Source organism: Pseudomonas sp. DE0157 (assembly GCF_007678615.1).
Lineage (GTDB): Bacteria > Pseudomonadota > Gammaproteobacteria > Pseudomonadales > Pseudomonadaceae > Aquipseudomonas > Aquipseudomonas parafulva_B.
Genome location: NZ_VEJN01000025.1, coordinates 1 through 15,576 on the forward strand (window position 1 = coordinate 1; position 15,576 = coordinate 15,576).

Annotated in this window: 12 protein-coding genes, 1 tRNA gene and 1 pseudogene; all 14 read left to right on the top strand. The window is 57.5% G+C overall.

Going from position 1 to position 15,576, the window contains the following annotated elements; all coding sequences use genetic code 11:
* A pseudogene (locus FS777_RS20940) lies at positions 1-87 on the top strand (elongation factor Tu); the annotation flags it as partial.
* Positions 88-141: 54 nt separating this feature from the next.
* Positions 142-217 (top strand) — tRNA-Trp (locus FS777_RS20945).
* Positions 218-261: 44 nt separating this feature from the next.
* Complete coding sequence (gene secE, locus FS777_RS20950; protein WP_027915747.1) at positions 262-630, top strand: preprotein translocase subunit SecE; 369 nt, start codon at positions 262-264, stop codon at positions 628-630.
* Between the two features lie 9 nt (positions 631-639).
* On the top strand, positions 640-1,173 hold the full coding sequence (gene nusG / locus FS777_RS20955) for a transcription termination/antitermination protein NusG (RefSeq protein ID WP_003255501.1): 534 nt from the start codon (positions 640-642) through the stop codon (positions 1,171-1,173).
* A 119-nt stretch (positions 1,174-1,292) separates the two neighbouring features.
* The gene (gene rplK / locus FS777_RS20960) at positions 1,293-1,724 is read left to right on the top strand and encodes a 50S ribosomal protein L11 (protein WP_027915748.1); all 432 of its coding nucleotides are present in this window, start codon (positions 1,293-1,295) and stop codon (positions 1,722-1,724) included.
* Entirely contained in the window at positions 1,724-2,419 is a 696-nt protein-coding gene (gene rplA, locus FS777_RS20965; protein WP_027915749.1) for a 50S ribosomal protein L1, read from the top strand. The genes rplK and rplA overlap by 1 nt, the downstream gene beginning before the upstream one ends.
* A 197-nt stretch (positions 2,420-2,616) precedes the next feature.
* Entirely contained in the window at positions 2,617-3,117 is a 501-nt protein-coding gene (gene rplJ / locus FS777_RS20970; protein WP_016715872.1) for a 50S ribosomal protein L10, read from the top strand.
* A 78-nt stretch (positions 3,118-3,195) separates the two neighbouring features.
* A complete protein-coding gene (gene rplL, locus FS777_RS20975; protein WP_003255496.1) occupies positions 3,196-3,561 on the top strand; it encodes a 50S ribosomal protein L7/L12 in 366 nt (121 codons plus the stop codon).
* A 219-nt stretch (positions 3,562-3,780) separates the two neighbouring features.
* Entirely contained in the window at positions 3,781-7,854 is a 4,074-nt protein-coding gene (gene rpoB, locus FS777_RS20980; protein WP_058639905.1) for a DNA-directed RNA polymerase subunit beta, read from the top strand.
* 64 nt (positions 7,855-7,918) lie between these two features.
* Positions 7,919-12,118: a DNA-directed RNA polymerase subunit beta' gene (gene rpoC / locus FS777_RS20985; protein WP_058606002.1), complete on the top strand. Its 4,200-nt coding sequence runs from the start codon at positions 7,919-7,921 to the stop codon at positions 12,116-12,118.
* Positions 12,119-12,329: 211 nt separating this feature from the next.
* Positions 12,330-12,701 (top strand): 30S ribosomal protein S12, encoded by a 372-nt coding sequence (gene rpsL / locus FS777_RS20990; RefSeq protein ID WP_003255492.1) that lies wholly within the window; start codon positions 12,330-12,332, stop codon positions 12,699-12,701.
* 106 nt (positions 12,702-12,807) lie between these two features.
* Positions 12,808-13,278, top strand: a complete 471-nt coding sequence (gene rpsG / locus FS777_RS20995; RefSeq protein WP_003246741.1) for a 30S ribosomal protein S7 — start codon at positions 12,808-12,810, stop codon at positions 13,276-13,278.
* A 30-nt stretch (positions 13,279-13,308) separates the two neighbouring features.
* Positions 13,309-15,453 carry an elongation factor G gene (fusA, locus tag FS777_RS21000; RefSeq protein WP_058606003.1) on the top strand — a complete coding sequence of 715 codons (2,145 nt, stop codon included), beginning with the start codon at positions 13,309-13,311 and terminating at the stop codon, positions 15,451-15,453.
* A 31-nt stretch (positions 15,454-15,484) separates the two neighbouring features.
* Positions 15,485-15,576, top strand: a 92-nt coding sequence (locus FS777_RS21005; RefSeq protein WP_145257526.1) for a GTP-binding protein, incomplete at its 3' end; no start/stop codon positions are given.

Sequence of the window (15,576 nt, forward strand, 5' to 3'; positions counted from 1 at the left end):
ATCGCAATGGAAGACGGTCTGCGCTTCGCTATCCGTGAAGGCGGTCGTACCGTCGGCGCCGGCGTCGTAGCCAAAATTATTGAATAAGTAGTTGATTTACTTGATTGGGCCGGTATAATAGCCGGCCTGATACAGCGTTACAGGTCAGTAGCTCAATTGGCAGAGCGACGGTCTCCAAAACCGTAGGTTGGGGGTTCGATTCCCTCCTGACCTGCCATTTCACCTCGGTGTGATGGCTTTCTTCTTACAGGATCCTCCTCGATGACCCCCAAAACTGAAGCCCAAGAATCGCGTTTTGATCTGTTCAAGTGGCTGGCTGTAGTGGCTTTGGTGGTTGTTGGTGTAGTGGGTAATCAGTATTACTCTGCTGCTCCAATTCTGTACCGCGTACTCGCACTTCTTGCTCTGGCTGCTGTTGCTGGCTTTGTTGCCTTGCAGACCGCGAAGGGTAAGTCGTTCTTTACGCTGGCCAAGGAAGCGCGTACCGAGATTCGTAAAGTCGTATGGCCGACCCGCCAAGAAACCACCCAGACCACGCTGATTGTTGTGGCTGTCGTGCTGGTTATGGCTCTGCTGCTGTGGGGGCTCGATTCCCTGCTCGGCTGGGCGGTCTCCTTGATCGTAGGCTAAAGGTGCCCCGTGGCTAAGCGTTGGTATGTTGTGCATGCTTACTCGGGTTACGAGAAGCATGTGATGCGCTCCTTGATCGAGCGCGTCAAGCTGGCTGGCATGGAAGACGGTTTCGGCGAGATCCTGGTTCCGACCGAAGAAGTCGTTGAAATGCGTAACGGCCAGAAGCGCAAGAGTGAACGCAAGTTCTTCCCGGGCTACGTGTTGGTTCAGATGGAAATGAACGAAGGGACTTGGCACTTGGTCAAGGATACCCCGCGCGTGATGGGCTTTATCGGTGGTACAGCGGACAAGCCCGCACCCATCACTGATAAAGAAGCTGAGGCAATCCTGCGTCGCGTCGCCGACGGCAGTGACAAGCCGAAGCCCAAGACTCTGTTCGAGCCTGGTGAAGTGGTTCGAGTCATTGATGGTCCGTTCGCAGACTTCAATGGTAGTGTCGAAGAGGTTAACTACGAAAAGAGCCGCCTGCAGGTTGCAGTGCTTATTTTCGGTCGCTCTACGCCCGTGGAGCTCGAGTTCAGCCAGGTCGAAAAGGTCTAGGCGGACGAAGCATCCCATACCCCGCAGCCCTGTGTGCTGCGGGGTTTTGTCGTCACTGGGATAAAACGCAAGTCATCCGGGGAGCCAATAGGCGTTCGTACCCGATATTGGAGTAGCTCATGGCTAAGAAGATTCAGGCTTACATCAAGCTGCAAGTTAAGGCCGGCCAGGCCAACCCAAGCCCACCCGTTGGTCCAGCACTGGGCCAACATGGTGTGAACATCATGGAATTCTGCAAGGCCTTCAACGCCCGTACCCAGGGTCAAGAAGCCGGCCTGCCGACTCCAGTGATCATCACTGTATACAGCGACCGTAGCTTCACCTTCGAGACCAAGAGCACTCCTGCCTCGGTTCTGCTGAAGAAAGCTGCTGGCCTGACCAGTGGTTCGGCTCGCCCGAACACCGTTAAAGTCGGTACCGTTACCCGCGCTCAGCTGGAAGAAATCGCCAAGGCTAAACAAGCCGACCTGACTTCTGCTGACCTGGACGCAGCTGTACGCACCATCGCTGGCTCTGCCCGCAGCATGGGCTTGAACGTGGAGGGTGTGTAATGGCTAAGCTGACCAAGCGCCAAAAGGCAATCGCCGAAAAAATCGAAGCAGGCAAGGCCTATAACTTCGAAGAAGCGGCAACTCTGCTGGCTTCGCTGCCGGCTGCCAAGTTCGTCGAATCGTACGACATCGCGGTAAACCTCGGTGTTGACCCACGTAAATCCGACCAGGTTGTTCGTAGCGCTACCGTGCTGCCACACGGCACTGGCAAGACTGTACGTGTTGCTGTCTTCACCCAGGGTCCAGCTGCTGAAGCCGCTCTGGCTGCCGGCGCTGACCGCGTAGGTATGGACGATCTGGCTGCTGAAATGAAAGGCGGCGACCTGAACTATGACGTTGTCATCGCATCGCCTGATGCCATGCGTGTCGTAGGTCAGCTGGGTCAGGTTCTGGGCCCACGTGGCCTGATGCCTAACCCGAAGGTTGGTACCGTAACCCCAGACGTAGCCACTGCCGTGAAAAACGCCAAGGCTGGTCAGGTTCGCTACCGTACCGACAAGAACGGTATCATTCACACTTCCGTAGGCAAAATCGGCTTCGAAGCCGGCAAGCTGAAGGAAAACGTTGAAGCGCTGATCGCTGACCTCAAGCGTATCAAGCCAGCTTCTTCGAAAGGTATCTACGTCAAGCGCGTTACCCTGAGCACCACCATGGGCCCAGGTCTGGTCATCGACCAGAGCTCGCTGGACGTGTAAGAACATGGTGGTGTGACCTGTCACGCCACCAGCAAAAATTGGGGTCCCTGCCTGGCGGGGGCTATCCAAGACCGTAGGCGGCGCAAGCCTTAAAACACCAGCCCACGCAGATGGTGCTCCCGATTCGTTACCGAATCAGACACCAAAACGACATCCGGCTTCGGCCAGATGAAACGGTAAAAACCAGGAGTAAACCCGTGGCAATTAAACTCGAAGACAAGAAGGCCATCGTCGCTGAAGTCAACGAGGCTGCCAAAGTCGCTCTGTCCGCTGTCGTGGCCGATGCCCGTGGTGTGACTGTAAGCGCAATGACCGGACTCCGTAAAGAGGCCCGCGAAGCTGGCGTATACGTGCGTGTCGTACGTAACACCCTGCTCAAGCGCGCTGTTGAAGGCACCGAATTTTCGATCCTCAACGATGCGTTCAAAGGCCCGACCCTGATTGCTTTCTCCAACGAACACCCGGGCGCTGCTGCCCGTCTGTTCAAAGAGTTCGCCAAGGGTCAGGACAAGTTCGAGATCAAGGCAGCTGCGTTTGACGGCAATTTCATTGCAGCGAACCAGATCGACGTGTTGGCTACCCTGCCGACCCGCGACGAAGCTATTGCGAAACTGATGAGCGTGATCCAAGGCGCTACCAGCAAGCTGGCTCGTACTCTGGCAGCCATTCGCGACCAGAAAGAAGCTACCGCTGCCTAAGGCAAGCGAAACTCTTTCAAAATCATTCGTTTAATTTGATGGCTGCGTAGGCTGTCACCCCAATACAGGATTTAAGTCATGTCCCTGACTAACGAGCAAATCATCGAAGCAATCGGCCAGAAAACCGTTCTGGAAGTTGTTGAGCTGATCAAAGCTATGGAAGAAACCTTCGGCGTTACCGCTGCTGTTGCCGCTGCTGGCCCAGCTGCTGCTGCTGCCGTTGTTGAAGAGCAGACCGAGTTCAACGTTGTTCTGGTTGAAGCTGGCGACAAGAAAGTGAACGTGATCAAGGCCGTTCGCGAACTGACCGGTCTGGGCCTGAAAGAAGCCAAAGAGAAAGTCGATGGCGCTCCTCAGGTTGTAGCTGAAGGCGTTTCGAAAGAAGCCGCTGAAGACGCTAAGAAGAAGCTGGAAGAAGCAGGCGCTAAAGTCGAGCTGAAGTAATCTCGACCTTGCGACGCCAGTCCGAGCGTTGAGCAAAGGGCTGATGGCTGGTGGCTTATGCCACCGGCCTTTTTCCGTTATTGGCGGTCGGTCAGGCCGGCCCCGATAACAAGCTGCAAGACACCCATGTGGGTGGCGCAAACCAAGGGTTTGCACGATTTTCTGGCTGCTCCCGCCGGGAGAAGCCAAACAAGCAGGTGACCAAGCTGGGGAACGCTGATGGCTTACTCATACACTGAGAAAAAACGTATCCGCAAGGACTTTAGCAAGTTGCCGGACGTGATGGATGTGCCTTACCTCCTGGCCATCCAGCTGGATTCGTATCGCGAATTCCTGCAAGCGGGAGCATCCAAGGATCAGTTCCGCGACGTCGGTCTGCATGCGGCCTTCAAATCGGTATTCCCGATCATCAGCTACTCCGGCAATGCTGCCTTGGAGTACGTAGGCTATCGCCTGGGCGAACCCGCCTTCGATGTGAAGGAATGTGTCCTGCGTGGCGTGACCTTCGCGGTCCCACTGCGGGTCAAGGTGCGCCTGATCATCTTCGACAAGGAATCGTCGAACAAAGCGATCAAGGACATCAAAGAGCAAGAAGTCTACATGGGTGAAATCCCCCTGATGACTGAGAACGGTACCTTCGTAATCAACGGTACCGAGCGTGTGATCGTTTCCCAGCTGCACCGCTCGCCGGGTGTATTCTTCGACCACGACCGTGGCAAGACTCACAGCTCGGGCAAGCTGCTGTACTCCGCTCGCATCATTCCATACCGCGGCTCCTGGTTGGACTTCGAGTTCGATCCTAAGGACTGCGTATTCGTGCGTATCGACCGTCGCCGCAAACTGCCGGCTTCGGTCCTGCTGCGCGCGCTGGGCTACAGCACTGAAGAAGTGCTGAACACCTTCTACACCACCAACGTGTTCCATGTTTCCGGCGAGAACCTCAGCCTTGAACTGGTGCCACAGCGTCTGCGTGGTGAAGTCGCGGTCATGGACATCCATGACGAGAATGGCAAGGTCATCGTCGAGCAAGGCCGCCGCATCACTGCGCGCCATATCAATCAGCTCGAAAAAGCCGGTGTCAAACAGCTCGACGTGCCAATGGAATACGTCCTGGGCCGTACGACTGCCAAGGCCATCGTGCACCCTGCAACCGGCGAGATCATTGCCGAGTGCAACACCGAGCTGACGACCGAACTGCTGGTCAAAGTCGCCAAGGCACAGGTTGTCCGTATCGAGACCCTGTACACCAACGACATCGATTGCGGTCCGTTCATCTCCGATACCTTGAAGATAGACACCACCAGCAACCAATTGGAAGCTCTGGTCGAAATCTATCGCATGATGCGTCCAGGTGAGCCGCCGACCAAGGATGCTGCCGAAACCCTGTTCAACAACCTGTTCTTCAGCGCCGAGCGTTACGACCTGTCCGCCGTCGGCCGCATGAAGTTCAACCGTCGTATCGGTCGCACCGAAATCGAAGGCTCGGGCGTGCTGAGCAAGGAAGATATCGTCGAGGTTCTGAAGACTCTCGTCGATATCCGTAACGGCAAAGGCATCGTCGACGACATCGACCACCTGGGTAACCGTCGCGTACGTTGCGTTGGTGAAATGGCCGAGAACCAGTTCCGTGTAGGCCTGGTGCGTGTCGAGCGCGCGGTCAAGGAACGTCTGTCGATGGCTGAAAGCGAAGGCCTGATGCCTCAGGACCTGATCAACGCCAAGCCGGTAGCGGCGGCGGTGAAAGAGTTCTTCGGTTCCAGCCAGCTTTCGCAGTTCATGGACCAGAACAACCCGCTCTCCGAGATCACCCACAAGCGCCGTGTTTCCGCACTCGGCCCTGGCGGTCTGACCCGTGAGCGTGCTGGCTTCGAGGTGCGTGACGTACACCCGACCCACTACGGCCGCGTGTGCCCGATCGAAACCCCTGAAGGTCCGAACATCGGTCTGATCAACTCCCTGGCTGCGTATGCTCGCACCAACCAGTACGGCTTCCTGGAAAGCCCGTACCGTGTGGTGAAGGAAGGCGTTGTCAGCGACGACATCGTATTCCTGTCTGCCATCGAAGAGGCCGATCACGTGATCGCCCAGGCTTCGGCCGCGATGAACGACAAGAAGCAGCTGATCGATGAGCTGGTCGCTGTGCGCCACCTGAACGAATTCACCGTCAAGGCGCCGGAAGACGTCACCCTGATGGACGTTTCGCCCAAGCAGGTAGTTTCGGTCGCTGCGTCGCTGATCCCATTCCTGGAGCACGACGACGCCAACCGTGCACTGATGGGCTCGAACATGCAGCGTCAGGCTGTACCAACCCTGCGTGCCGACAAGCCGCTGGTAGGTACCGGCATGGAGCGCAACGTTGCCCGTGACTCCGGTGTCTGCGTGGTTGCTCGCCGCGGTGGCGTGATCGACTCGGTCGACGCCAGCCGTATCGTGGTCCGTGTAGCGGATGACGAAGTGGAAACCGGCGAGGCAGGTGTAGATATCTACAACCTGACCAAGTACACCCGTTCGAACCAGAACACCTGCATCAACCAGCGTCCGCTGGTGAGCAAGGGTGACATGGTACAGCGCGGCGATATCATGGCCGATGGCCCGTCCACCGACATGGGTGAGCTGGCGCTGGGTCAGAACATGCGCATCGCGTTCATGGCATGGAACGGCTTCAACTTCGAAGACTCCATCTGCCTCTCCGAGCGCGTCGTTCAGGAGGATCGCTTCACCACGATCCACATCCAGGAACTGACCTGTGTGGCCCGTGACACCAAGCTTGGCCCAGAAGAGATCACTGCAGACATCCCGAACGTGGGTGAGGCTGCGCTGAACAAGCTGGACGAAGCCGGTATCGTTTACGTCGGTGCTGAAGTTGGCGCTGGCGATATTCTGGTCGGCAAGGTAACGCCAAAAGGCGAAACCCAGCTCACCCCTGAAGAAAAACTGCTGCGCGCGATCTTTGGCGAAAAAGCCAGCGACGTTAAGGACACTTCCCTGCGCGTACCGACCGGTACCAAGGGTACTGTCATCGACGTTCAGGTCTTCACCCGTGATGGCGTCGAGCGTGACAGCCGTGCGCTGGCCATCGAGAAGATGCAGCTCGACGAGATCCGCAAGGACCTCAACGAGGAATTCCGCATCGTCGAAGGCGCAACCTTCGAGCGTCTGCGCTCTGCGTTGGATGGTCAGGTGGTCGACGGTGGTGCAGGCCTGAAGAAAGGCACTGTCATCACTGATGAAGTCCTCGCCGGTCTGGAGCACGGTCAGTGGTTCAAGCTGCGCATGGCCGAAGATGCACTGAACGAGCAGCTGGAAAAGGCTCAGCAGTACATCGTCGACCGTCGCCGACTGCTGGACGACAAGTTCGAAGACAAGAAGCGCAAGCTGCAACAGGGCGATGACCTGGCACCAGGCGTTCTGAAGATCGTCAAGGTCTACCTGGCAATCCGCCGTCGCATCCAGCCGGGTGACAAGATGGCCGGTCGTCACGGTAACAAAGGTGTTGTCTCGGTGATCATGCCGGTCGAAGACATGCCGCATGACGCCAACGGCACGCCGGTCGATGTCGTACTGAACCCGCTGGGTGTACCTTCGCGTATGAACGTGGGTCAGATTCTGGAAACCCACCTGGGCCTCGCGGCCAAGGGTCTGGGTGAAAAGATCGATCGCATGATCGAGGAGCAGCGCAAAGCCGCAGAGCTGCGCGTGTTCCTGACCGAGGTCTACAACGAGATCGGTGGTCGTCAGGAAAGCCTCGACGAGTTCAGCGATGAAGAAATTCTCGCCCTGGCTCATAACCTGAAGAAAGGCGTGCCAATGGCAACGCCCGTGTTCGACGGTGCGAAAGAGAGCGAGATCAAGGCCATGCTGAAGCTGGCCGACCTGCCTGAGAGCGGCCAGATGGTGCTGTTCGATGGCCGTACCGGCAACAAGTTCGAGCGTCCTGTGACCGTTGGTTACATGTACATGCTGAAGCTGAACCACTTGGTGGACGACAAGATGCACGCGCGTTCCACTGGTTCTTACAGCCTGGTTACCCAGCAGCCGCTGGGTGGTAAGGCACAGTTCGGTGGTCAGCGTTTCGGGGAGATGGAAGTGTGGGCGCTGGAAGCATACGGCGCGGCATACACCCTGCAAGAAATGCTCACAGTGAAGTCGGACGACGTGAACGGCCGTACCAAGATGTACAAGAACATCGTGGATGGCGATCACCGTATGGAGCCGGGCATGCCCGAGTCCTTCAACGTGTTGATCAAAGAGATCCGTTCGCTCGGTATCGATATCGATCTGGAAACCGAATAACACGTGACGTGAAGGGGAGTGGGGCAGGCAGTGCCCGCTCCCTGCTCCGCCAGGAGGAAAGGCCTTGAAAGACCTACTGAATTTGCTGAAAAACCAGGGTCAAGTCGAAGAGTTCGACGCCATCCGCATCGGTCTGGCGTCACCAGAGATGATCCGTTCGTGGTCGTTCGGTGAAGTTAAGAAGCCGGAAACCATCAACTACCGTACGTTCAAACCAGAACGTGACGGCCTGTTCTGCGCCAAGATCTTTGGCCCAGTCAAGGACTACGAGTGCCTGTGCGGTAAGTACAAGCGGCTCAAGCATCGCGGCGTTATCTGCGAGAAGTGCGGTGTTGAAGTTGCCCTCGCCAAGGTCCGTCGTGAGCGCATGGCTCACATCGAGCTGGCTTCGCCGGTCGCACACATCTGGTTCCTGAAGTCGCTGCCGTCCCGTATCGGCTTGCTGATGGACATGACCCTGCGTGATATCGAGCGCGTGCTCTACTTCGAGAGCTACGTCGTAATCGACCCAGGCATGACTACGCTTGAAAAAGGCCAGTTGCTCAACGACGAGCAGTACTTCGAAGCGCTGGAAGAGTTCGGTGACGATTTCGACGCCCGCATGGGTGCCGAGGCTGTCCGCGAGCTGCTGCACGCTATCGACCTGGAGCACGAGATCGGCCGCCTGCGTGAAGAGATTCCGCAGACCAACTCGGAAACCAAGATCAAGAAGCTGTCCAAGCGCCTGAAGCTCATGGAAGCCTTCCAGGGCTCCGGCAACCTGCCTGAGTGGATGGTCCTGACCGTCCTGCCAGTGCTGCCGCCGGACCTGCGCCCGCTGGTACCGTTGGATGGCGGCCGCTTCGCGACCTCCGACCTGAACGACCTGTACCGTCGGGTGATCAACCGTAACAACCGTCTCAAGCGCCTGCTGGATCTGTCGGCGCCGGACATCATCGTGCGCAACGAAAAGCGCATGCTGCAGGAAGCGGTCGACGCCCTGCTGGACAACGGTCGTCGTGGTCGCGCCATCACTGGTTCGAACAAGCGTCCGCTGAAGTCCCTGGCCGACATGATCAAAGGTAAGCAAGGTCGCTTCCGTCAGAACTTGCTCGGTAAGCGTGTGGACTACTCCGGCCGTTCGGTAATTACCGTAGGCCCGACCCTGCGTCTGCACCAGTGCGGTCTGCCGAAGAAGATGGCCCTCGAGCTGTTCAAGCCGTTCATTTTCGGCAAGCTGGAAATGCGTGGTCTGGCGACCACCATCAAGGCTGCCAAAAAGATGGTCGAGCGCGAACTGCCAGAGGTGTGGGACGTTCTCGCCGAAGTGATTCGCGAACACCCCGTGCTGCTCAACCGTGCACCGACCCTGCACCGTCTGGGTATCCAGGCCTTTGAGCCGGTACTGATCGAAGGTAAGGCCATCCAGCTGCACCCGCTGGTCTGCGCCGCGTACAACGCCGACTTCGACGGTGACCAGATGGCCGTTCACGTGCCGCTGACGCTGGAAGCCCAGCTCGAAGCGCGTGCACTGATGATGTCGACCAACAACATCCTGTCGCCAGCCAACGGTGAGCCAATCATCGTTCCGTCGCAGGACGTCGTGTTGGGTCTGTATTACATGACCCGTGAGGCCATCAACGCCAAGGGCGAGGGTCGTGTGTTTGCCGACCTGCAGGAAGTCGACCGCGTATTCCGCGCCGGCGAAGCTGCCCTGCACGCGAAAATCAAGGTTCGTATCAACGAGACCGTGAAAGAACGTGATGGCAGCGTCACCAAGAACACCCGTATCGTCGACACCACTGTTGGCCGTGCGCTGCTGTTCCAGGTTGTACCTGCTGGCCTGCCTTACGATGTCGTCAACCAGCCAATGAAGAAAAAGGCGATCTCCAAGCTGATCAACCAGTGCTACCGCGTGGTTGGTCTGAAAGAGACCGTCATCTTCGCTGACCAGCTGATGTACACCGGTTTCGCCTACTCGACCATTTCCGGTGTTTCCATCGGTGTGAACGACTTCGTCATCCCGGATGAGAAGGCCCGCATCATCGGTACTGCTACCGATGAAGTGAAGGAAATCGAAAGTCAGTACGCCTCCGGCCTGGTAACCCAGGGCGAGAAGTACAACAAGGTCATCGACTTGTGGTCCAAGGCGAACGACGAAGTGTCCAAGGCGATGATGGCCAACCTCTCGAAAGAGAAGGTCATTGATCGCGAGGGCAATGAAGTCGACCAGGAATCGTTCAACTCGATGTACATGATGGCTGACTCGGGTGCGCGTGGTTCTGCAGCCCAGATCCGTCAGCTGGCCGGTATGCGTGGCCTGATGGCCAAGCCGGATGGCTCCATCATCGAGACGCCTATCACCGCGAACTTCCGTGAAGGTCTGAGCGTACTTCAGTACTTCATCTCGACTCACGGTGCTCGTAAGGGTCTGGCGGATACCGCACTGAAGACTGCTAACTCCGGTTACCTGACGCGTCGTCTGGTAGACGTGGCGCAGGACCTGGTGGTGACCGAGATCGACTGCGGTACCGACCAAGGTCTGGTCATGACCCCGCACATCGAAGGCGGCGACGTTGTCGAGCCGCTGGGTGAGCGTGTTCTGGGCCGTGTGATCGCCCGTGACGTGTTCAAGCCAGGCACCGAGGACGTCATCGTTCCTGCCGGTACGCTGGTAGACGAGAAGTGGGTCGAGTTCATCGAGCTGAACAGCATCGACGAAGTGGTCGTGCGTTCGCCGATCAGCTGCGAAACCCGCTTCGGTATCTGCGCCAAGTGTTACGGCCGTGACCTGGCGCGCGGTCATCAGGTGAACATCGGTGAAGCGGTCGGCGTCATTGCCGCCCAGTCCATCGGTGAGCCTGGTACCCAGCTGACCATGCGTACGTTCCACATCGGTGGTGCTGCAAGCCGGACCTCGGCTGCTGACAGCGTTCAGGTGAAGAATGGCGGTATGGTACGTCTGCATAACCTGAAGCAGGTTGAGCGCGCAGATGGTAACCTGGTTGCCGTATCGCGTTCGGGCGAGTTGGCCATTGCCGACGAATTCGGTCGTGAGCGTGAGCGTTACAAGCTGCCGTACGGCGCTGTGATTTCGGTCAAGGAAGGTGACAAGGTCGAAGCTGGCGCCATCGTCGCCAAGTGGGACCCGCACACCCACCCGATCGTGACCGAGCTCAAAGGTACCGTGACCTTCGTGGGCATGGAAGAAAACATTACCATCAAGCGTCAGACCGATGAGCTCACCGGCCTGACCAACATTGAAGTGCTGGACGTCAAGGATCGCCCTGCCGCAGGCAAGGAAATCCGTCCGGCCATCAAGATGGTGGATGCCTCTGGCAAGGACCTGTACCTGCCGGGTACCGATGTACCTGCCCAGTACTTCCTGCCGGCCAATGCCCTGGTTGGCGTAGCCGACGGTGCCCAGATCGGTGTCGGTGACGTTATTGCGCGTATCCCGCAAGAAACGTCCAAGACCCGTGACATCACCGGTGGTCTGCCACGTGTTGCCGACTTGTTCGAAGCGCGTCGTCCGAAGGAAGCGTCGATTCTGGCTGAAGTCAGCGGTACCATTGCCTTCGGTAAAGAGACCAAGGGCAAGCGTCGCCTGGTGATCACGCCGACCGACGGTAGCGATCCGTACGAAGAGCTGATTCCGAAGTGGCGTCACCTGAACGTCTTCGAGGGTGAGCAGGTGAACCGCGGCGAAGTTATCTCCGACGGCCCGAGCGATCCGCACGACATCCTGCGTCTATTGGGTGTCAGCGCACTCGCCAAGTACATCGTCAACGAGATTCAGGACGTTTACCGTCTGCAAGGCGTTAAGATCAACGACAAGCACATCGAGACCATCCTGCGCCAGATGCTGCGCAAGGTCGAGATTTCCGAGTCGGGCGATTCCAGCTTCATCAAGGGCGACCAGATGGAACTGACTCAGGTACTGGTAGAGAACGAGCGTCTCGCCGGCGAGGACAAGTTCATCTCCAAGTTTACCCGTGTGCTGCTGGGTATCACCAAGGCGTCGCTGTCGACCGAGTCGTTTATTTCCGCGGCTTCCTTCCAGGAAACTACACGCGTATTGACCGAAGCGGCCGTAACTGGCAAGCGCGACTACCTGCGTGGTCTGAAAGAAAACGTGGTCGTGGGTCGTTTGATCCCGGCCGGTACCGGTCTGGCTTACCACAGCGAGCGCAAGCGTCGCCGTGATGCAGACAAGCCGCTGCGTGTGAGCGCCAGTGAGGTGGAAGCCGCACTGACCGAAGCACTGAACTCCAGCGGTAACTGAGTACAGGGCAGGGCCCCGGTTGACCCCGAATGGTCGTCGGCGACATGAAATGTTGCCGATGATCGGGCGGGGAGGGCCGGGGCCTTGTCTTGACTGGGTGCAAGATCCTCTTTAGACTTTTGTACCCTTAAATTTGGTGAGGCTCCGTCTCGCCAATTTTTGGCTTTCTTGCAAGACAATAGAGTCGCAAGACAATCAGTGGAGCTAGTAGATGGCAACTATCAACCAGCTGGTACGTCAGCCGCGTAAGCGTTCGGTCGAAAAGTCCGACGTTCCTGCGCTGCAGAACTGCCCGCAACGTCGTGGCGTGTGCACCCGCGTGTACACCACTACGCCGAAAAAACCTAACTCGGCACTGCGTAAAGTATGCCGTGTGCGTCTGACCAACGGTTTCGAGGTTTCCTCGTACATCGGTGGTGAAGGCCACAACCTGCAAGAGCACAGCGTCGTCCTGATCCGTGGCGGCCGTGTAAAAGACTTGCCAGGTGTTCGTTACCACACCGTTCGCGGCTCTCTGGATACTTCGGGCGTTAAAGGCCGTAACCAGGGTCGTTCGAAGTACGGTACCAAGCGTCCGAAGTAATCGGCCGTTTGCAGACATCCATTTTTTTGAGTCGATAAGAGTAAGGTCGGGCGGGGGTCGTAGACCCAGGTCCCGGGCTAACCTGAAGACCGTTTGAGGGCTTATCATGCCAAGACGTCGTGTAGCAGCAAAACGTGAGATCCTTGACGATCCTAAGTACGGATCGCAGATTCTCGCCAAGTTCATGAACCACGTGATGGAAAGCGGCAAAAAGGCCGTAGCCGAGCGCATCGTTTATGGTGCCCTGGATACCGTCAAAGCACGCAAGAACAGCGACCCCCTGGAAATCTTCGAGAAAGCTCTCGACGCCATCGCTCCGCTGGTCGAAGTAAAGTCCCGTCGTGTCGGCGGTGCCACTTACCAGGTCCCGGTTGAAGTTCGTCCATCCCGTCGTAACGCTCTGGCCATGCGCTGGCTCGTAGACTACGCCCGCAAGCGCGGCGAGAAGTCGATGGCTCTGCGCCTGGCTGGCGAGCTGCTGGATGCTGCCGAAGGCAAGGGTGCTGCAGTCAAGAAGCGTGAAGACGTGCACCGTATGGCTGAAGCCAACAAAGCGTTCTCGCACTACCGCTTCTAATTCAAGCATCAATTACTTTGCGAGGGCTTTATGGCTCGTACTACAGCAATTAACCGCTACCGTAACATTGGTATCTGTGCCCACGTTGACGCGGGCAAGACCACCACTACCGAGCGGATCCTGTTCTACACAGGTCTGAGCCACAAGATGGGCGAGGTGCATGATGGCGCCGCGACCACCGACTGGATGGTGCAGGAGCAGGAGCGCGGTATCACCATTACCTCCGCTGCCGTTACCACCTTCTGGAAAGGTTCCGTTGGTCAGTACGACAACTACCGCGTAAACGTCATCGATACCCCCGGCCACGTTGACTTCACCATTGAAGTAGAACGTTCGCTGCGCGTACTCGACGGCGCGGTCGTTGTGTTCTGCGGCACCTCCGGTGTCGAGCCTCAGTCCGAAACCGTATGGCGTCAGGCCAACAAGTACGGTGTTCCACGTGTTGTTTACGTGAACAAGATGGACCGTGCCGGTGCCAACTTCCTGCGTGTCGTAGGTCAGATCAAGAACCGTCTGGGCCACACCCCGGTTCCGGTTCAGCTGGCCATCGGTTCGGAAGATAACTTCCAGGGTCAGGTCGACCTGATCAAGATGAAGGCTATCTACTGGAACGACGACGACAAGGGCACCACCTACCGCGAGGAAGAAATTCCTGCGGACATGCTTGAGCTGGCTCAAGAGTGGCGCAACAACATGGTTGAAGCTGCTGCTGAAGCCAACGAAGAGTTGATGAACAAGTACCTGGAAGGCGGTGAGCTCACCGTTGACGAGATCAAGGCAGGCCTGCGCGCGCGCACCCTGGCCAGCGAGATCGTTCCAGCTGTTTGCGGTTCGTCGTTCAAGAACAAGGGTGTTCCCCTGGTTCTCGACGCCGTCATCGACTACCTGCCTGCTCCTACCGAGATTCCTGCCATCCAGGGTATCAACCCGGACGACAAGGATCTGGACAAGGAAGACCCGGCTGTTCGTAAAGACGAGCGTCACGCTGACGACAACGAACCCTTCTCGGCCCTGGCGTTCAAGATCGCGACCGACCCGTTCGTAGGTACTCTGACCTTCGTTCGTGTCTACTCGGGTGTTCTGAGCTCCGGCGACTCCGTGATCAACTCGGTCAAAGGCAAGAAAGAGCGCGTTGGTCGTATGGTGCAGATGCACGCCAACCAGCGTGAAGAGATCAAGGAAGTGCGCGCTGGTGACATCGCCGCCCTGATCGGTATGAAAGACGTGACCACCGGTGAAACCCTGTGCAACGCCGATCATCCAATCATCCTTGAGCGTATGGACTTCCCTGAGCCGGTAATCTCCCTGTCCGTCGAGCCGAAAACCAAGGCCGACCAGGAGAAGATGGGTATCGCACTGGGCAAGCTGGCCCAGGAAGACCCGTCGTTCCGCGTCAAGACCGACGAAGAAACCGGCCAGACCATCATCTCCGGTATGGGTGAGCTGCACCTGGACATCCTCGTTGACCGCATGAAGCGCGAATTCAACGTCGAAGCCAACATCGGTAAGCCTCAGGTTTCGTACCGCGAGAAGATCACCAAGTCCAACGTCGAGATCGAAGGCAAGTTCGTTCGTCAGTCGGGTGGTCGTGGTCAGTTCGGTCACTGCTGGATCCGTTTCTCGGAGCCGGAAGTGGACGAAAAAGGCAATATCACCGAAGGTCTGGTGTTTACCAACGAAGTCGTTGGTGGTGTGATTCCGAAGGAGTTCATCGCCCCGATCCAGAAGGGTATCGAAGAGCAGATGAAGAACGGCGTTGTTGCCGGCTATCCTCTGATCGGCCTGAAGGCCACGGTATTCGACGGTTCGTACCACGACGTCGACTCCAACGAAATGGCGTTCAAGATCGCTGCATCGATGGCAACCAAGCAGCTGGCCCAGAAGGGTGGCGGCGTGGTTCTCGAGCCGATCATGAAGGTCGAAGTTGTAACCCCGGAAGACTACCTGGGTGACGTGATGGGTGACCTGAACCGTCGTCGTGGTCTGGTACAGGGTATGGATGAGTCGGTCTCTGGCCGCGTCGTCCGCGCTGAAGTTCCGCTCGGGGAAATGTTCGGTTACGCGACCGACGTTCGTTCCATGTCTCAGGGTCGCGCAAGCTACTCCATGGAATTCTCCAAGTACGCTGAAGCTCCGTCGAACATCGTCGAAGCTCTCATTAAAAAACAAGGCTGATTCAGCCCCTTTAGGCTAGGAGTTCACTGTCGTGGCTAAAGAAAAATTTGATCGTACCCTTCCCCACGTTAACGTCGGCACTATCGGCCACGTTGACCACGGTAAGACCACTCTGACCGCAGC